Genomic DNA, 18,776 nt, shown 5'->3' with positions numbered 1-18,776 from the left:
CCTATTTCATTTGCATGGCGAAGCCACGCAGTAAGTAACGTTGAACATATCCCGCCATCAACAGCATGGGTAACGAAGACAGCAGGCCAATCCCCATCAGTTGCCCCCAGAAAGTCTCGTTTTCGGTGATGAAATTGGACACGTACAGAGGCAAGGTGAAGTGACTGGGCGTAGACAGATACAGCAAGGCGAACAGGAACTCGTTCCAGGCCATGATCAGGGTGAAAATAAAGGTGGCCGCCAAGCCGGGACCACACAGAGGCAGCACGATATGCCAAAGGCGACGCAGTAAACCGGCGCCTTCCAGGCTGGCCGCTTCCTCCAGACTCAGGGGTACGTCGCGCACGAAGCTCAGCAGCATCCAGATGCAAAACGGCAGTGTGTAAACCTGATACACCAGAATCAGGCCCAACTTACTGTCCAGCAGTCCCAGGCCTTTCAGCAATTGAAACAACGGGATCGCCACCACAATCGGCGGCATCATCTTGATCACCAGCACCAACAACAGAAAAGTGTGATCCAGCCGACGGGGAAAACGAAAACGCACCAGGGCGTAACTGGCCAGAAAGCCCAGCGATAACGCCAGCAAGGTGGCGCCCACGGCGACGATCAGGGTATTCGCCAGACGTCCGGGAAAGCCGTCTCGCCATAAGGCTTCAAAGTGCGCCAGAGTCGGATGCGCCGGGAGCAAACTCAGACTGTCGCTGACGTACTCCCCGGAAGGCGTAAAGGCGATGCCCGCCATCCACACTATCGGCAGGGCAAAAAACGTCAACGCTGCGCCCAGAGCAAGGTAGAACCCCAGGGTTCGCGCAGACAGACGTGAAACGCCAGAGAAAGGCGCCGCAACAGTGTCAGGAAAAACAGGGACTGACGTTTGTTTGATCGCACTCATGACTTAGCTCCCACATAGCGCCACGCATACACCGCGCTCAACGCGCAGGCGATGGCCAGCATCAACAGCGCCGCGGCGGACGCCAGACCGAGATTGAAAAACTTGAAGCCCTGTTTGTAGATAAACAGCGACAGGGTTTCTGTGCTGTTCCCCGGCCCGCCGCCTGTCAGAGCGTAGACTTTGTCGAACAGCTTGAAGGTGTCGATGGATCTGAGCAGCAGCGCCAGCAGCACCTGAGGCATGATCAGCGGCAAGGTGATATGTCGAAACCGTCGCCAGCCCCGCGCGCCGTCGGTCAGCGCTGCGTCCTTGATGTCCGCGGGAATGGATTGCAGGCCGGCGAGGATGATGAGGAACGCCATCGGCGTCCATTGCCAGATATCCACCAGCATCACGGAAAACAGCGCCATGTCCGGGTCAAACAGCCATTGCACCGGCTCCAGCCCCAGGCTGAGCAGCGCATTGTTCAAAAAACCAAAGTCATAGTGATACCAGGCGCGCCAGATGGCGGAACACACCAGTGTGGACAGCATCATCGGATAGATGATCACCGGCAGCGCAAAACGGCGTCCGGTGAACTGACGGTCGAACAGCACCGCCAAGGCCAGTCCGAGGCCGACCTGCAGCAGCGACGCCAGCACCGAGAAACTCAAGGAGTTCTTTATGGCGCCGGCGAAAAACCAGTCTTCCGACAACTCCACAAAGTTGTCCAGACCGACGAACTGACGCTCGGCGCCGACATAATCCACATAGGAAAACGCATTGATCAGAATCTGACTGATGGGATACAGGGTCAGCATCGCCAACAAAAGTGTGGCGGGTGACATCAGCAGAAGTAACTGCAGGCGGGAACGAAACAGCATTTAAATCTCCATGAAAACGGCGGCGAAGAGCCTGCTTCGCCGCCTGCGCGCTTGTTCTTAAAAAGTCGTTGCGGTGGCGCGTTCGTTAACGCTTCAGCGCCCGGTCGATCTTGCGATTGGCCTGATCCAGCGCGGTGCGCGCATCCATCTGCCCGATCATCGCCAGTTGCAGGTAATCCCCCAGAATGCTCTCCACTTCGTTCCATTGTTTGATGCGGGGGCGCGCTTTGCCGTGCTCTAACGCTTCCAATTGATTGGGATACCAGCGGTACTTCGCTACGACGTCTTTATCGGTGTACACGCTGCGACGGGTTGGCGGCAGGCCCAGTTCCAGCGCCAGGGTTTTCTGGTTGTCCGCGCTGGTCAGGTAGTTGAGGAAGTCTCGGGCGTTCTTGTCATGCTTCGCATCCGCCGTCACGCCCATTTGCCAGATCCCCAGCATGGGCGACGAACCGTTCACCTGCCCCGGCGCGGCCATTACCTGCATCTCCTGCACGACTTTGGATTGGCTGGGATCATCCATGGACGGCGCCCAGGACGGCCAGACTTCAATGGCGATGGCCGTCTTGCGTTGTTGAATGGCGTCGCGAACTTCCGTGGAGTTATACACTTCGATGCCCTTGGGCGCGTACTGCTTCAGCTCCAGAAAAGATTCCAGCGCCTGCACGCCCTGTGCTGAATTTACTTGAGGCTTTCCGGCGTCATCGACAATAACGCCGCCATGGGCCCAGAACAGGGGCAGAAAGCCGGTGACGATGGGGTTGCCCTTCTGGCCGCGAAACACCACGCCGCTGGTGTCCGGGTTCTTGGCGGAAATGGTTTTGGCGGCGACTTTTACGGCGTCCCAGTTGGCGGGTTTGCTCAGGCCGTATTGATCAAACAGCGCCTGGTTGTAGGCGAACATGGCCACGTTACCAACGATGGGCAGTGAATAAGCCGGTCCCTCGGCGACGGGATAGCGGGAAATATCCAGCGTGGCGGCGATGAAATCGCCGGTAACCTTGCCCTGCTCTTCCAGATTCGCCAACCAGCCGTTGCCCATGAACTCCGTGGCCCAGGTATCGTCCAGCAACACCAGATCGTAGGCGCCGGACTTCTCGCGCAGGGAGATCACCAGCTTTTCATAGAGACTGCCGTAGGGCAGTTTCAGTAATTCGATATCCATGTCGGGGTGCGCTTCCTTATAGCGCGCAACCGTCGCATCCAACGCCTGGCCGTAGATGCCGTCGCGTCCGGCAATCACCAGATCCGCCGCGTTGGCGCCGGCGGCGCCCAGTGTCAGAGACGCGGTCAGCGCCAGTGATAATGCACTTCTACTCAACATGATTGACCCCTTGTTATAACGATGTATGTCAGTGATTGACCAGCGACCGCCCCGCCCTTTGCACCCGTGTGCAAAATTTCCAACCAGCGAAAGCGATCCCGGTAACAGCCTGATAATTCGTGGCGGCGCTCACGAAATGCAGTGTGCGGCGGCCAGATGACAACAAAGTGAAAGCGGGTTTAAGGTTTTTAGTGCACGCGCGTGCAAGGTGGGACTGAGATGGTTGATTCTGGACGAAGGGAGTCTGTTTCGGCCCATCCATGCTCCCAAAACAAGGACATACTCTTCTGGCGTTCTCCAGCGTACACTAACGCAACACAGGTTCTTTATCTGGTAGCCATGCGCCAACCAAGTCGCACGCACATCCTGAAACCTATAAACCGGGTTTAACCCACCTACACTCAATAATCACATACCTTTTGTGGGCTGATAGCTCTATGGAAACGATCAAGCTATTAACATGGCAATGATATTGGCATGTTAATCACCAGGCGCATGGACGCGCCTGCGCGGCGACAAGCCGCGGGAGACAGGGCCTGACCTGTGCAGGCCCTGTCGTTGCAGACAAATAGAAGGAAGCTATTTGTCTGCCGGATTAATAAGTACTGTAGGAAAGATATTAGCGGGAGATGACGCCGGCTTCTTCGTGAAGGTGCTTGATGATACTGAGAATACAGGCGGTTACCTGATTATCACCTCAGCGAAAGAGTCATTTGAAGATGGGCACGACGGTTGGGTGGAAAACATGGCGTCGCTGAAAAAGTACTTCGAAGAGTCTCAATGGGTAGTTGAGTGGAAGGCATAGTGCTATATGATTTGGCTAAAAGCTTTCAGGGTTGGCTAATTTGAAGCCTCACATCAGAAGTCCACGGCCAAGCAGTCTACATGGGGGATTAAGCAGCGGGACTACTATTGGAGGATCAAGAAAAGCTAAAGCAGAGCTATTTCCTGGAATATAGGAAAAAATGTGCAGAGCGGGTTAGCCTAAAGAATATACCGTCCTGGTTTATCAAAAGTAGGAAAAGTACAGAATGACCTTGGATGACATATTGGATCAGTTTAAAAGTCACAGGCTGGGTGTAGTTGATACAGTTTTGGAAGTAATGAATTTAGTAGTAGCCAACCAAGACAAATCAATTTTAGAGTCCATTCCTGACCAAGTTAAAAATGAATTAACTCTAATGTTGGAGTCTTATCATAATTGTGGTCATATTGAAGTTATTTCAGGTGGAGGAACCATAATAGATCTTACCGAAGAGTTTAATATCTTTGATCAGTATATGGCCCAATAAGCATTTTTCGGCATGCTCTTGTTACCTAAGATGATCCACTTGGAGAGCTGTTCTAATGAGTCTCGTGTTAGCAACCATTACGTTCCTTCTACCCACTCTCCTGCTTTTAAAGGTTCGGTCGCGGCTTCTGTTAACCCTGGCCTTTCTGTGCTCGACAGTTTGTGCTGTGGCACTAATATTTATGTCGTTGGACCCGCCACTTGAGTATATTTTCGCAAGCTTCATCGGGATTGCTGTTGCTTCACAAACCTTGAGGGCTAAACTTTCAGATGCTGAATCTTCGGTATGAGCATTCAGGGAAATCCTGAGCTCATAATTATTGGTCCACGGTGAGTTGCTGAGACCAAGACTCTTACTACTGAATTCCGTTATAGCACAGCTCTCGTCATCGCACCCATACTCATCAGCTCCCCAATATCCCCCCATAAGCTTCCGCCTGATTAGCAAGAGTTTCCATGGCGGTTTCTAGGTCGTGTAGCTGGCAGTCGTCCAGGGGGAGTGTCTGGAACAGGATGACGCGGTTTTGTTGGTCCAGTGCGACGACGCTGGAGGTTTGCAGGCTGTCCAATAGCGACTGTTGCATCAGGTGTTTGCCTGTTTGAGTGTGCTCAGGCCCTGCTCCTGGTAGTTCTTCCAGATCAATTTGCAAGTAGATGCTCCCGCTTTGGGAAAAGCAGCGCACCGCCAGATTATCGATATACACCACATAGTGCAGATTGGCGTCCGGCCGGATCATGGCGATCTGGTGGCGTTGGCAGAAACGAAATAACAGGCTTTCGAACTGATTGTAAGTGTGCATGGGCGTCTCCTTGAATTTTAAGGCGTAAGTATCCTGCTCCAGACGCCTTGAGGCGTCGGAGGTTATTCAGATCTGGTTCTGTTTTTCCCGGAAGGCGTCAGGCGGTGGCGACGTTGTATTTATTGATCGCCGCCACCCGGTTGGCGGCGCCCAGTTTCCGGTAAATGTTATGGACGTGAATCTTGATCGTGCCCAAAGAACGGCATAGGGCGTCGGCGATTTCGGGGTTGGACATGCCGGTCACCAGCAGATCCAGTACCTGTTTCTCACGTTTACTCAAGGCGGCGAGATTGGCGCTGTCATCGTCATCCTGCGCGATATCCTGGCCGTAATGTTCGATCAATCTGCCGACATAGGCCGGATAACGTCCCAGCTGTTTGGCCGCTGACAACAAAGGTTTCATTTCCGGCGCGTCTTTTCTCACCAGAGAATGTACGCTGCTGGTCATGCGACCGACATGCAAGGCGTCGTGAAACACCTGCTGCGCTTTTTCCTCTCGCCCCAGCTTTTGTAACGCCAACGCCTCGATCGCCAGCGCTTGCGTCAGCAACAAGCCGCAACGATGTTGCTCCGCCCAGGCTCTCACCTGACGCGCCGGTTCCAGGCTTTCTTCGGGACGGTTCAAGGCGAACAGCACCTCGCTCAGTATTAATTGCTCGTGTTGGGTGGCGAAACAGGCCTGGTCATAGTGACCACCCCAGGCTTGCAACAGGTGCAGCGCCTCGCGTTCGCCGCCTTGCGCCAGCAGTCTTTGCGCCTTGAGCGCAGGCAATGAAAACAGCGTCCGCCGCACAGGATGGGGGATTGAGTGCTGCAGCACCTCCGCTTCCAGCAACGCTTCTCCCGCGTCGTCCCAGCGGGCCTCGCGGATCGCCAACAACATCTGCGCCGCCGCCAGATTGAAACGCAGTTCCGCTGGCGCGCACAGGCCGTGCAACACAGAGGCATCTTGCAATCCTTGCTTCACTTCTTCTGTGGAAGCGTTTTCCAGCATGCCGAACAAGGTCGATGCGCTGGTCCAGGCGAACCCATGCGGCAGGTCGCAACCTGGCGCGACGCGCTCCCGCAGCGAGGCCAGTCCACTGCGCCACAGGTCCGTTTCTCCGGTCAGATAATGCAGCCAGCCCAACACCGGGATCACCTGGGTCAACATCCCCGGATCATCCGCCAGGGCCGCCTCCATGACTTCGTTAAGTCGCTTTCTGGCCTCATGCAAACGCCCCTGATGCAGTGCATGCAGCCCCTGGTGATAGCGGGTCAGCAGGCAAGACGAATCTTGCTCAGCAAGAGACTGATCATGACCCGTGAGGTAAAGCGCCTGAGTAGACGCTATCAGGGCGGACGCCTCCTGCAGCCACTTCGCCCTGGAGGCGGCGTCGTACACCCCGTCGGGATGATCCAGCGCCTGCGCGGACGACAACAGCGACTGCGCCTGTTTGAAGTGAATAAGCGCAGACGTGGACGCTGACTCAAACAACGCCTTCCGCCCCAATAACATCTGCAGAAGCGGCCGTTGCCCGACGATATGCGCCGGCACAGCCGCCAGCCACTGAACCACCTGCGTCCAGCATCCAGCACTGACAAGGGAGGGATACAGCTTTTCCAGCAGATGCACGGCGGCCCGCCAATAACTGTTATCAATACACAAACTAATTGCCGCCCTGCCCTGGTTGTTGGCCAAACGCCATCTGAACGCCTTATCGAACAGAGCAGACGCCTCCGCGGTCGATGTCGCGTCCTGGCGCAGATGCTTCCGCAAAGGCCGGCGCATGCGGTACTCATCGCCTGACTGCGTCGCTTTGACGATCAATCCGGTGTGATGAATCATCACCTGAATCAGAGCGGGAGATTCGCCAGGAAACAGGCACTGACTCAGTAAATCCCGATTAAATTCGCTAATCGGCGCTAGTTCATGTAACCGCGCCGGTATGTCTTTCTGTAATAGCTGCAACGGCTGCATCACCTGCTCTGCCATATAGCGATGAAAATCTGGCAGCGCGTTGAGTTCTTCTTTGGTGGCGAACGGCGTGTTGCTGTTGGCCATGCGGTTCGCCATGGCGCAGAAGAAGATCGGCCAGCCATCGGTTTGTCGCCACAGTTCGCTGATCTGCGTCTGCATGCCTGGGGCGCCAGGAGCGGCATAACGCCCCAGGAGCCCTTCCGCCTGCAACGCCCGCAGATACTGTTTGCCTTCCTCCAGCGTAAACGCCAGTTCGTCGGCGTTGAGGTGCTGAACCCGGTTCCAGGACGTGGAGGCGAACAGCGCCGGAGCAGGCGGATTTCTGGATAGCAGGCATAAGCGGTGCGCGGCCGGCAGGTCACGCACCAGACAGGAAAGCAAAGCAATGGCCTCAGGCGCGTCCAGTAAATGCAGGTTATCCAGCACCAGGGTCAGAGAGGCGCCAGTGCGACGCGCAGCTGTCTCCAGCTCGTCGATAAACAAGCGGCTCCAATGCGCAACGCCGTCCTGCTCATTCAGCAAGTCCAGCTCTTCTTTGCAGCCCAGAAAACCATAACCGGCGCTGGCGAAAGCGGCTAACAGTCCGCCGCCCAGGCGCAAGGGACGATTATCGCTGCGCTCAGCCGTGAACCAGATAACGCGGCCTTTCTGCGGGGCGGCCCAATCCTGCATCAGCGTGGTTTTACCAAACCCGGCGGGCGCAGTCAGACAATGAATCTGCGCCTGTCTGGCCGCCTCCAGCTTGCGCGTCAAACGGCTGCGGGAAATAACGATTTGCGATGCCAAAGGAAAGGAAAACTTTCCCTTCAAAAACTGCCCTGTGTCCATGTCGTTTACCTGTGTCGTTATCTGTTCGTCTTGTTATCGGCCATCGTTGCGTGGCGCATTTTCAGACCGCTGCTCAGCGGCCGTTTAACTCATTTACGCCGCCCCTCCGGAAAAAGTTACAGGGTCTCGCGAAAAAATTTTCAGCGGCAAAATCAGCCGGTCGATATATGTCGTCGCTCCCCCGCTTTCAAAAATACTGGCCCTGTCGGCGGATCTGGCTGCGACGGCGACGCCTTGCGCGTCCCGCGCCAAGCCCGTCCGCCATAGCTAACTGAACAGGCGAACCGCATATGACCAAGCGACTCGCCGCTTACTTTGAAAGAGGAAACACCATGGAAAACATCGGCGGAATTTCTTCCCTCGGCGGAGATAAATTTCAGATCAATAATCAGGTCATGAGCCTGGCGGAACTCATCATGTTTCTGGAGATCGAGCGCGCCAATAATCTGGAGCAACAGTTGGCGGACGAATTGCAAAGCATGGCGGCGCTGAACAATCTGCTCAAGCAGGCCAACGCCATGCTTTCCATCGCCCGCACCGAGAAAGGCAAGCTCGAAGGCGAAGGCAATAGCACCATGCCCCCGGAGATGATTGATTTCTTCGAAAAAAATGACATCCAACAGGGCCTCAGCAAGTACGACAAGGAGCACAAAGGCGTGCCTCACAGCGGTCTGTATCTGGACAGCGACGGCTACGATTTCTGTCAGAACAGCGATGAGTGGGAAACCTCCATCGAGAACCTGAAGGCCTTTATCGACGGCCTCAACAGTCGCAGTCAGCTGGAGATGATCCGCATCAGTTCATTGATGAAGAAGCGGGATGAGTCGCTGACGCTGCCATCCAACACCAACAGCAATATCCACCAGACCAACCAGGGCATCCTCGGCAAGATCTAAGGCTGTTGCTTTGCTTAACGCCCGGTCCCGGATCGGGCTTGTCTGGTCATTGAGGATTGCATGCCTGAGAGACTGCATACCTGAAAGACTTATAAACGAAAACAGGAGGAACTATGTCCACCGCGACGGAAAATCTCTCTTACCAACTTATCTACGAAATGGAGCGGCTGCACGCGTCGGTGACCGCCTCGTTCGCCGACACCGACGCGCTGATGGCGCAATGGGGAGTGAACCGGGAAACCCTGGCTCCTTTAATTGCGCGCGGCAAGAGCCGTTTGTCAGAGGCGGAGCGCGGCGAACTGGCGCGACGGGAGCAGGCATTGCGCAACCGTTCCGAACACGCGCTTGATCATCAGCCCACTGCGCCGCGACTACAGCTGGCGCGCATTCAACTTGGGCTGATCAATCGCATTTGACGCAAAAGGAGAAGCATTGTGACGCAACAAACCAACCCATTCACCAGCACAGACGCCGCGGCGCTGCTGCAACAGGTTATGCAGGGCGGCGGCGCTCTGGCCATCGCCCGAGGCATCACGCAGGAGGAAATCGAGGCGATCTATACGATCAGCTACAACCTGTATCAGCAGCGCAAATTCGAGCAGGCGGAAAAGACCTTCGCGTTTTTATGCCTCTACAGCCACCTGGACGTGCGTTTCTGGACCGGACTGGGCGCCTGCCGCGAGTCTCTGGGCAAGTATGCGGAGGCGATTGAAGCCTACTCCTACTCCGCCCTGCTCCAGCACGACAATCCCGTGCCGCCGCTACAGGCCGCCAAGTGCTATCTGGCGCTCAACGACCTGAAGCAGGCTCGCAACGGTCTGACGGCGGCGCTGCATTGGTCCCAGGGACGCCCCCAGCATCAGACGACTTATCACAAGGCGCAGGAACTGCTGGGCGCGATCGACAACAAAACTCAACCTCAGTCCAGCACTCAAACCAACCCGACTTCCAACCCTCAAACCAGCACTCTACACAATCAAGGAGACGCCCTATGAGCACGATAGGCGCTTTGCCGACAGACGTCCTGAACGCCGATTTGCCTGAGCTGTTTCTGGCCAGTCAGGCAACCAATAACGCCACGCGAACTTCACGCGGGGCTGATTCCTTTACCCCATTGCCGGCGGTTGACGCCGAAAACACCGGCGGCGCGTCGTCCCTGGTGGCGCTGACGCCGCCTAAAGCCACCGTCGACCTGTTGCTGGCGCTGCAAAGTCTGCAGGTGAAGCTGGACGAAGAAGGCGTCAAAAGCGGCAAAGAAGACGCCAAGTTTCTCGCCCAGGAAAACAAGGAACGCCACAAAGAAGTGATGGAAGCCCTGCAAAAATCCATCAACGAGATGGAAAAGGCCAAGAAGTCCGGCGTGTTCGCCAAAGTGTTCGGCTGGATCGCCGCGGCCGCCACTTTGATCGCCGGGGCGGCGATGATCGCGACCGGCGCCGGAGCCATCGCCGGCGGCGTCATGATGGCGCTGGCGGTGGCGGTGGCGGTGGACCAAATGGTCGGCATGGCCACCGGCAAAAGCGCGGTGTCGGAACTGACCAACGCCATCGCCAAAGGCCTGGCCAACGTCATGGGCGAACCGGCCAACGCCATCGTCGCATCAGTGATTGTGGCCGCCGTCTTGATCATCGGGACAGCGGGAGCGGGTATGTACGCCTCCGCCACCACCTCCGCAGGCAAAGCCGCCTCGGTCGCCTCCAACTCCAGCAAAACGGCCGCCACCGCCGCATCCGCAGGCAAAACCGCCGGCGCCGCGACCCAGGCCGGCGCGACCGCTTCGTCTTCCAGCCAGGCGGCGACGAGCAACCTTAGTAAGCTGGCGCAGTCTCTCAGCGAATGGCCGTTACTGCATCAGGCCCGCAATATGTCCCTGTTCGTGTCCAGCGGCGCGCAAGTAGGCGGCGGCGCGGCGGGCGTCGATGCGTCCGTACACACCAAAGAGGCGAATGACGCCAAAGCCGAGGAAGCCCTGGTGCGCAAGGTGATCATGCAGAATCAGGCCGGCATCGAACAGGCCATTGAGCATGTCAAGAGTCTGACCTCAAACAGCGAAAGCACCCTGAGTCAGATGGTCAATTACATCAATCAGGAACAGCAGACCAATCAGACGTTGATCCGGGATATGGCCTGAGCCCGACGCAAACCTGACTGGCAATGTTTTCCTACACGCAACCCTTGAGGTAAAACCATGAACATCAGCAATACCGGCCTGGAGCTCAATATACCGGCGCCGGCGTCCCTGTATTCAACGCAAAACGCGTCCGCATCGGCTGCGCGCACCGCGCAACCGACCGCCCTCACAGCGTCAAGACAGCTAGGCGCGGAGACGCCCTTCCCGCCTGCGACAAGACTACTGGACGAACCGTCCAGCTTCGAATCAGAGTTTGACGCCAACGCCCTCAGCTTCAAGCTGAACGGGACCAACCACGGCGCCGACACCTTCAAAATCATGGAGGCGATTCATAAGATTTTTATCGAAATGCGTCGTCAGGCCGCTGAGTCCCGCCAGGACGCCTACTTGTCCCAGTGGACCGCCCTGGAAGCGAAAGCGGAAGAGATCAAAAGCGCCGCCAGGAAAGACCTCGCCGCGTCGGTAGTGAATGGGGCCATGTCCATGGCCGGCGGCGCCCTTGGCATGTATGGCGGCGCCCGAGCGATCAGCCAGACCAATAAGGCCATGAAACTGGACATCGCCAAGTCCAAGCTGGACGCCCCGGCTCCACAAAAAACGCTGGAACTGGAGATGCCGCAGCCAGTGATTAAACCGCCTGCTCCGGGCAATACAGGCTCCGCCGCGACAACCACCAACAAAGCCAACACAGGACAAACGCCGCCAACAGCCAGCACTGCCCAGGTGAACAAGACGCCCGCCAACGGGTCCGCTCAAAGCAGTCAAAATAAGCCCGCCGTGAACGCGGAGACGCCCAATAAACCCACAACTCATGCGGATGCGGAGAAAGCCCCGGACGCCGCCAACGCCAACAAACCCAAAGAAGCGGCGGACAAGCCCAAAGAGCACGCCGACGGGCCAGATACGTCAACAAAATCCGCGGAGGTCAAACACCAGGAGTTAATGTCCGACGCGCAAAACTACAGCAGCATCGGCATGGTCGTCGGCCAGTTCTTTACCGGCTTTGGCGGCCTCATCGCCGCGCCGTTGAGCTACTCCGCGGAACTGGACCGGGCGGAGAAAGAGCAACAGGACGCGCAAGCCACCAAAGCGCAGGCGGACGTGGAAAGCGAAGTGGAGTTCGTGCGCGCCGCCAGCGAAGGCGCCAAAGCCATCCAGGACTTCCTGGATCAATTCATCACCTCCCGCGCCCAGGTCAACAGCAAAATCATGGCTTGATAAAGCGCTCGCCTTTTGTTGTCCCGCGTTGATTAGCCATGACTTAGCCGGCGGCCTGTTGCGCCGGCTCTTTTTCTTATCAACCAGGCAGACAAATCGCTTCCTTCTATTGGTCTGCTACGACAGCCGTTTATATCCACCGATCTATTTCTCTTCCCGCCTCTGAACGCAACACTAGCAACAACTTAAACGGGCTTGGCGGCGATTCCGCTCCCTGTCGTTTTTCGGTATCACACAGGTTTTGTCTATGTCTAATCTCACAGGCGGCGTTTCATTTCAGACGGACAGGAGCTATCGCACCGACGCGATGAGCGCCTCGGTCGCGGCGGGGAACTGGCGCGGCGAGGGAGTGAGTCTGACGAGCAATGACAAGTCGCTGTTCGCTTCTGCGGCGGAGGAGATGTCTTTTCTGCGCTCCGAGAAAAAGAGCGAGGACCTGAGCAAACGCAAGATTGGCGAACGGCCGCTGTATAAAACCCAGGCGCTGGAAAAGGCGTTGGCGTACGTGGAGAAAGCCAGGGAGCTGGATAAGGAAAAGCAGCTCAAGCCGTTTCTGCATCAGCTGTTAGCCCACAACGATACCGCCAAAGCAGAGACTCGTCAGCGCGCCGCGCAGCAGTTTGAAGATCTGTCTCAACAGTATCTGGCGCTGGTCTTTGTGCGTGACCAGTTGCGACGTAAACGCAAGGCGGGGGACGCCAGTGTCGATGCCCTGCTGGCGTCTGTGGAAGCCGCGCTCGACGATATGCTGGAGGAAAACGGCGCCGCGATTCTCGCAGGCGTCAATGTGGCGGAGGTCGCCATCCAGTTCGGTGACCGCCAGCTTGGCGCGCTGAATGAACTGCGTAAGCTCTACCGTGACGCGGTGCTGGATTACGGCAGTCTCACCGACACTTTCCGCAAGATCCTAGCCCAGTATGGCGAGGAGCGTTTTTCCGAATCTGTCGCCTACCTGATTTCCGCATTGGGCGCTGACCTGGGATCGGAAGGCCCCTCACTGCCCAAAGAGCGCCTGCGCATGATTATCGAGGATCTTTATGCGTTACAGGCGTTGGAAGGACTGGACGCGGAGTGTCGCGATTTTCTGGCGCAACTGGAGAGAATCTACCGCGCTCAGGCCTCGCTCAATAAATACGCGCTCATGGAGCAACTGCTCGCCCTGCTGGAGAAGAAATGGGTCGGCGTGGAGCAACTGGGCGGCGTACTGAAGGCATTAAACATTCCGCCCGCCATGACCATCTATTTCTGGCGCGGTTTCAAGGAGCTGATGCGTGCCATTCCGCTGAAAGCGTACCGCGACCCGTTTGAGCGGGACAAGCTGCTGACCGTCATTCAGGAGCGCCTGGATCTCAGCATTGAGCAAGAAGCCGAACAACCTTAAGGAGGCCCAAAGTGACAGCCATTTTCCCCTTCGCCAAGGAGTCGCGCTCATGATGCAGGACGCCGCCGTTCACCTGACGATTACCGAGTTCCTGCAACAATTGGGATTTGCCGATTTTATCTGGCGCGGCGAGCCGCTGACGCTGGCGTTTGAGCGCTCGGGAACGCTGATGATCGAGCCTCGCGAACAGGGTTTGCTACTGGTGCGGCTGCAGGAAATCAGCGAGTACGACTGCGAGGACTTAATCCCCAAAGCGCTGCGCGCGGTGCATTACGATCAGCCCTTGCCGTTGCGGGCGCACACCGGGATGAAAGGCGCCAGTCAACTGGCCTTCATCGTCGCGCTGTCCCGTCAGCAGTTGTCCATCGCCGGTCTCAACGAGGCGCTGGGCGTGCTCGATTATCTTCATCAACAACTGAATCAATAGGCAGGTGATCCATGGATCTGGTGACTTTCACCGAAGGTGTGCAAAGCATTCGCGTCCACGATAACGACGGACAGGACGCCAGTACGACCGCAAACGCTCCTTCCCGGCCTTTCGTGCCGCGAGGGGAATCCGTCGTCCAGCACACGGAGAAGCTGTTTCTGCGTCATGCGACCAGTCAGGAGATGCTGCGCACCCTGATTGGGACGTCCGGCGCCACCGGGGTCGACCCTCAGGATTTTGACGACGTGGCCGCGTCCACCCAATCCGCGCTAACGGCGCTGGAGCAGGAGGCGGAAGCCAGCAGCGATCCCGAATTCCGGCAAACGCTGCAAAGCGCCGTCGCCATTCTCAACGCGCTGTATGAAGACCGGCAATGGCTGCGCAGCAACCTGAGCGCCCTGGAAAAGCCATGAGACCAACTCAATCCGTCGCCCCGCTTCCACTCGCCAGCGTCACGAGCAGACTGCAACCGCAGCAGGCGGCCTGGCTGCAGGAGGTGACCACCGTGTTTCTGCAATGCCGTCAGTACGCCAAGGCGCAACCGCTGCTGCGTCTGCTGATCAGACTGGCGCCGGACGATCCCGCGCCGCTGCGACAGATGGCTTATCTGTGTTATCAGCTCGACCGCTACGAACTGGCGTTGAAGTACTGCAAGGCCTGCGAGAAACGGTTACAGGGCGCGTCGGACTCGCGCTTGTCGCTGCTGCGCAGCCATTGCCATCTCAAGCTGGGACAAAGGGAGCCCGCGCTGACTCACTATCTGCAATTCTTAGCCACAAGGACTCCGTCATGACCCTCGCACGCCTGAACCAGACCCTGCAATTAATCGCCGGGCGCAAAGACATTCTGTTCGCCGCCATGCTGGTGGCGATCATCTTCATGATGATTCTGCCTTTGCCCACGGTGCTGGTGGATATCCTGATCGGCGTCAACATGGGGCTGGCGGTGGTGTTGCTGATGGTGGGGGTGTATCTACGTTCGCCGCTAGAGTTCGTCGCCTTTCCCTCTGTCTTGTTGATCACGACGCTGTTTCGTTTGTCGCTGTCCATCACCACCACGCGACTGATTCTGCTGCAGGCGGACGCGGGCTCCATCATCGAGGCCTTTGGCGGCTTTGTGGTGGGCGGCAATCTGGTGGTGGGGCTGGTTATCTTCCTGATCATCACTGTGGTGCAGTTTCTGGTGATCACCAAGGGCTCGGAACGGGTGGCGGAAGTCAGCGCCCGTTTCTCGCTGGACGCCATGCCCGGCAAACAAATGAGCATCGACGGCGATATGCGCGCAGGCGTCATCGACGTGGACGAAGCCCGCCACCGCCGTTCTCAGGTGCAGAAAGAAAGCCAGCTGTACGGTTCCATGGACGGCGCCATGAAGTTCGTGAAAGGCGACGCCATTGCCGGCCTGATCATCATCGCGGTGAACATCCTCGGCGGCGTCGCCATCGGCACGCTGCAAAACGGCATGACTTCCGGCGAAGCCCTGGAGCTATACGCCCTTCTCACCATCGGCGACGGACTGGTGGCGCAGATTCCCGCGTTGTTTATCGCCATCACCGCTGGCGTCATCGTCACCCGGGTCACCACCGACGAGTCGGAAAACCTGGGCGCGGACATCGCCAATCAGATCGTCAGCAAGCCCCAGGCTATCCTGATCGGCGGCGGTCTGTTGTTCACCTTCGCGCTGATTCCAGGCTTCCCCACCCTCACCTTTATCGTGCTGGCGTTAACCTTGACAGGCATTGGCGTGTTCACGCTCCGGCAATCCAAAAACGCTGGCGCGGACAAGCATCCTCCACTGTCCGCCATGGCGGCCGCCGGCCAGCCGCCGAGCAAGGCGCAGCTCAACGAAGCGGAAGAGTTTACTTTTACCGTCCCGCTGCTGGTGGACATTGCCGCCGACGCGGAAGACGCCCTGGCCCCGAATGCGTTGAATGAGGAGATTCTCAAAATCCGCCGCTCCCTGTATCTCGACCTGGGCGTGCCGTTTCCGGGCATTCATCTGCGCATCAATCACGGATTGAGCGACGGCCGCTATAAGATTCATCTGCAGGAAACGCCGATTGCGGAAGGCTTTATCAAGCCCAGGCAGTTATTGGTGCGCGATCAGAAGGAGCAACTGGATCTGCTGGCCATCGAGCATAACAGTGAAGTGGAACTGCTGCCCGACGCCCCCGCCTACTGGGTGGAACAACGTCATCAGACCTCGCTGGACAAGATGGAAGTCGCCTATCTGACCCCGCCTCGGGTGTTGAGTTATCACTTGTCGATCATCCTGAAAAAGTACGCGCAGGAGTTCATCGGCATTCAGGAGACTCGCTTTCTGCTGGAGAAAATGGAAGGACGCTACGGGGAGCTGGTGAAGGAGGTGCAGCGCCTGCTACCGATTCAGAAAATCACCGAAATACTGCAGCGTCTGGTGTCAGAAGACATTTCCATCCGCAACCTGCGCAGCATTCTGGAAGCCCTGGCGGAATGGGGTCAGAAAGAGAAGGAAACCGTGCTGCTGACGGAGTACGTGCGCAACAGCCTGCGTCGCTATATCAGCTACAAATACAGCAACGGGCAGAATATCCTGCCGGCGTATATGCTGGATCAGTCTCTGGAAGACGCCATTCGCGGCGGCGTGCGCCAGACCTCCTCCGGCGCCTACCTCGCCCTGGAGCCGGACACCACCCGCAAGATCGTGGACATCGCCAAACGCACCGTGGGCGACTTGAATCCCGGCGCGCAAAAAGTCGTGGTGATCACCTCCATGGACGTGCGCCGCTACCTGCGCAAACTACTGGAAAGAGACATGCGCCAACTGCCGATACTCTCCTACCAGGACCTGACGCCGGAAATCACCATTCAGCCGCTGGGAAGGATCGCGCTGAGCTATTAATCAGGCAGACAAATAGCTTCCTTCTATTTGTCTGCAACGACAGGGCCTGCACATGTCAGGCCCTGTCTCCCGCGGCTCTCCGCCGCGCAGGCGCATCCATGCGCCAGATATTACCATGTCAATATCATTGCCATATTAATATTAAGGAACCTCTGAAAAACTACCTGCGGCCGCCATTGCGGCGTCAAAAGTCGGCTCAAAATGCTCATTTATTCTCGATAAACTGCGCTTTTTCGCCGACTTTTTCCTTGCCCTGACGGCCTCGCCAACGTTTTTCAGAGGCTCCTTATTCCAACAGACAAGCAGTGTTAAAATGACAGCCTGACAAGGACAGGGCCCGCGTAAATCAGGCCCTGTTTCTTATCCCTGGTCGCCATATCAATCAATACCCATCAAGCCGACTGATCCGGCCGATACACCTGAACACTCTCCTGCTCATTGGGATCATTACGGGACACCAAGGCAATGGCCTCCTCCGTATCACTCAGATTGATCGGCTGATGCGGCACCCCGTCAGGAATAAAAATAAAATCCCCTTCCTTGTTCACCACCGACTTCGACAAATTCTCGCCATACAGGGTCTTAACATTCCCCTTCAGCAAATAAATCGCCGTCTCAAACCCATCATGAAAATGCGGCTCCGCCCGCGCCGAAGGCGGAATCACCACAATATTCATCGAAATCCCGGTAGAACCCGCCGTTTTCCCGGAAATTCCCAAATAATTAGGCAACTTCTGAATCGTATCAATCGTCCCCTCCGGCCTCACCGTCACAATATCTTTATCCAGATTCATACGTACCCTCACTTGTATTGTTGTGTTGAACCCCACCGACGACCTGATGACCAAACAGGCCGGATAAACAAAACACTGTTCAAAAATAAAACTCAGCTATCCGATAAAAGTACACCAAAAATCCGCAATTCTCCCAACACATTTCCACTCTGGGAGTGTGGGAGGCTTGCATCAAAAGCATTCTAAAAATACACGCCGCATGAACTCGGCGTAAACTGAATAAGCAAAACTATCGTGTTTTACGTCAAGGGCTCTCATTTGATATTGCAGACTTTTTGCAGAAGTCTATAAGATGCGTCTTAGCCGAGCCTTCTTTAATCTACGGTATAAGTATTTTCTTCCCATTAGGGCGTCAGCACCTTTTACTATCTCGCGCAAAAGGTAAAGGAAGATAATCATTAAAGATAAAAACGATATAATCCCAAGCGTCCACTGCTCATCAATGACATTGTCAATTCTATTAATATCTTCAGAGCTGCTAAAAGATTCACAGACTACGCTGACACTTTCCTCACTAAGCATACTTGTTGCAGAGAGTGACTTCAAATCAAAACTTGGCTTAGCACAATCTTCTTTTGTAATATTCCACTGTCGAGCAGCACTATTAAAAGGTAGAAGAATATTAACACTTGATGCATTCTCATGATTAAGCCACAACCATTGTTCTTCACCCTTAAACTTAAGTAAGGCAGAGTCTGACATGGCTAAAGAAAGAAAAACAAATGCTAAAATGTAAGCAAAAGAGCCAGCAGAAATCTGCGCAACAATCAATCTACTTTTGACTTTGTAAATCTTCCTCTTTTCGAGATCAAAAAATCCTCTAAGCTTAGAGAACCTACGCATATCCATATCATGGACATCAAGCCAATGCTTAAATAGGCTGATATCCTTTAAAGATTTAGCCCTGAATTTGAATTCCGTATTGAATCGTTCAATATCTTTTTGTTCTTTTGAAAAGATTTCAAGTGAGTCATCATAATACCCTTTCTTTCCAGTAATCATTGAATACAGCCGACTTAATACACCATAAGATGTACCCGATCTCGACCGAAACCAACTGTAGTGGTCTAATAGTCCCGGACACATTA

The 18,776-nt window shown here is 55.9% G+C and carries 19 protein-coding genes; 12 read left to right on the top strand and 7 right to left on the bottom strand.

Annotated features, from left to right (window positions below; genetic code table 11):
- Position 1: 1 nt before the first annotated feature.
- The 3 genes from EUZ85_RS17560 to EUZ85_RS17550 form a co-directional block, all read right to left on the bottom strand.
- Complete coding sequence (locus EUZ85_RS17560) at positions 2–895, bottom strand: carbohydrate ABC transporter permease (protein ID WP_206618098.1); 894 nt, start codon at positions 893–895, stop codon at positions 2–4.
- Positions 892–1,758, bottom strand: coding sequence for a carbohydrate ABC transporter permease (locus EUZ85_RS17555; RefSeq protein WP_127970508.1), 867 nt, complete (start codon positions 1,756–1,758; stop codon positions 892–894). The genes EUZ85_RS17560 and EUZ85_RS17555 overlap by 4 nt, the downstream gene beginning before the upstream one ends.
- A gap of 85 nt (positions 1,759–1,843) precedes the next feature.
- Positions 1,844–3,082, bottom strand: a complete 1,239-nt coding sequence (locus EUZ85_RS17550; protein WP_127970507.1) for an ABC transporter substrate-binding protein — start codon at positions 3,080–3,082, stop codon at positions 1,844–1,846.
- A gap of 583 nt (positions 3,083–3,665) precedes the next feature.
- Here EUZ85_RS17550 and EUZ85_RS17545 point away from each other — a divergent pair.
- Together EUZ85_RS17545 and EUZ85_RS17540 are read left to right on the top strand one after the other, a co-directional pair.
- Positions 3,666–3,887: a hypothetical protein gene (locus tag EUZ85_RS17545; RefSeq protein WP_210408473.1), complete on the top strand. Its 222-nt coding sequence runs from the start codon at positions 3,666–3,668 to the stop codon at positions 3,885–3,887.
- A gap of 226 nt (positions 3,888–4,113) precedes the next feature.
- Entirely contained in the window at positions 4,114–4,374 is a 261-nt protein-coding gene (locus tag EUZ85_RS17540) for a hypothetical protein (RefSeq protein WP_127970506.1), read from the top strand.
- A 403-nt stretch (positions 4,375–4,777) separates the two neighbouring features.
- Here EUZ85_RS17540 and EUZ85_RS17535 read toward each other — a convergent pair whose 3' ends face one another.
- Complete coding sequence (locus EUZ85_RS17535) at positions 4,778–5,173, bottom strand: CesT family type III secretion system chaperone (RefSeq protein WP_127970505.1); 396 nt, start codon at positions 5,171–5,173, stop codon at positions 4,778–4,780.
- Positions 5,174–5,270: 97 nt separating this feature from the next.
- A complete protein-coding gene (locus EUZ85_RS17530; RefSeq protein WP_127970504.1) occupies positions 5,271–7,961 on the bottom strand; it encodes a LuxR C-terminal-related transcriptional regulator in 2,691 nt (896 codons plus the stop codon).
- Positions 7,962–8,251: 290 nt separating this feature from the next.
- Here EUZ85_RS17530 and EUZ85_RS17525 point away from each other — a divergent pair, with 290 nt between their 5' ends.
- From EUZ85_RS17525 to sctV, 10 genes are all read left to right on the top strand, one after another.
- Positions 8,252–8,857: a hypothetical protein gene (locus tag EUZ85_RS17525; protein ID WP_241567070.1), complete on the top strand. Its 606-nt coding sequence runs from the start codon at positions 8,252–8,254 to the stop codon at positions 8,855–8,857.
- A gap of 113 nt (positions 8,858–8,970) precedes the next feature.
- On the top strand, positions 8,971–9,273 hold the full coding sequence (locus EUZ85_RS17520) for a hypothetical protein (RefSeq protein ID WP_127970503.1): 303 nt from the start codon (positions 8,971–8,973) through the stop codon (positions 9,271–9,273).
- A gap of 18 nt (positions 9,274–9,291) precedes the next feature.
- Positions 9,292–9,852, top strand: coding sequence for a SycD/LcrH family type III secretion system chaperone (locus EUZ85_RS17515; RefSeq protein ID WP_127970502.1), 561 nt, complete (start codon positions 9,292–9,294; stop codon positions 9,850–9,852).
- Positions 9,849–10,988, top strand: coding sequence for a type III secretion system translocon subunit SctE (gene sctE, locus EUZ85_RS17510; RefSeq protein WP_127970501.1), 1,140 nt, complete (start codon positions 9,849–9,851; stop codon positions 10,986–10,988). The genes EUZ85_RS17515 and sctE overlap by 4 nt, the downstream gene beginning before the upstream one ends.
- Before the next feature lie 57 nt (positions 10,989–11,045).
- Positions 11,046–12,206 carry a hypothetical protein gene (locus EUZ85_RS17505; RefSeq protein ID WP_127970500.1) on the top strand — a complete coding sequence of 387 codons (1,161 nt, stop codon included), beginning with the start codon at positions 11,046–11,048 and terminating at the stop codon, positions 12,204–12,206.
- A gap of 247 nt (positions 12,207–12,453) precedes the next feature.
- The gene (gene sctW / locus EUZ85_RS17500; protein ID WP_127970499.1) at positions 12,454–13,587 is read left to right on the top strand and encodes a type III secretion system gatekeeper subunit SctW; all 1,134 of its coding nucleotides are present in this window, start codon (positions 12,454–12,456) and stop codon (positions 13,585–13,587) included.
- A gap of 49 nt (positions 13,588–13,636) precedes the next feature.
- Positions 13,637–14,014, top strand: coding sequence for a YopN chaperone SycN-like protein (locus EUZ85_RS17495; RefSeq protein ID WP_127970498.1), 378 nt, complete (start codon positions 13,637–13,639; stop codon positions 14,012–14,014).
- An 11-nt stretch (positions 14,015–14,025) separates the two neighbouring features.
- On the top strand, positions 14,026–14,427 hold the full coding sequence (locus EUZ85_RS17490) for a hypothetical protein (protein ID WP_127970497.1): 402 nt from the start codon (positions 14,026–14,028) through the stop codon (positions 14,425–14,427).
- Positions 14,424–14,807 carry a hypothetical protein gene (locus EUZ85_RS17485; RefSeq protein ID WP_241567069.1) on the top strand — a complete coding sequence of 128 codons (384 nt, stop codon included), beginning with the start codon at positions 14,424–14,426 and terminating at the stop codon, positions 14,805–14,807. Before EUZ85_RS17490 ends, EUZ85_RS17485 begins: the two co-directional genes overlap by 4 nt.
- Complete coding sequence (sctV, locus tag EUZ85_RS17480; protein ID WP_127970495.1) at positions 14,804–16,894, top strand: type III secretion system export apparatus subunit SctV; 2,091 nt, start codon at positions 14,804–14,806, stop codon at positions 16,892–16,894. The genes EUZ85_RS17485 and sctV overlap by 4 nt, the downstream gene beginning before the upstream one ends.
- A gap of 392 nt (positions 16,895–17,286) precedes the next feature.
- On the opposite strand, the gene EUZ85_RS17475 is transcribed toward sctV, so the two are convergent.
- Positions 17,287–17,688: a cupin domain-containing protein gene (locus EUZ85_RS17475; RefSeq protein ID WP_127970494.1), complete on the bottom strand. Its 402-nt coding sequence runs from the start codon at positions 17,686–17,688 to the stop codon at positions 17,287–17,289.
- A gap of 285 nt (positions 17,689–17,973) precedes the next feature.
- Positions 17,974–18,774 carry a DUF6216 family protein gene (locus EUZ85_RS17470; protein WP_241567068.1) on the bottom strand — a complete coding sequence of 267 codons (801 nt, stop codon included), beginning with the start codon at positions 18,772–18,774 and terminating at the stop codon, positions 17,974–17,976.
- Positions 18,775–18,776 lie beyond the last annotated feature (2 nt).

Source organism: Hahella sp. KA22 (genome assembly GCF_004135205.1).
In the GTDB taxonomy this organism is placed as follows: domain Bacteria; phylum Pseudomonadota; class Gammaproteobacteria; order Pseudomonadales; family Oleiphilaceae; genus Hahella.
Note: the sequence above shows the minus strand (reverse complement) of the source record. Positions and strands in the feature narration are given on the sequence as shown.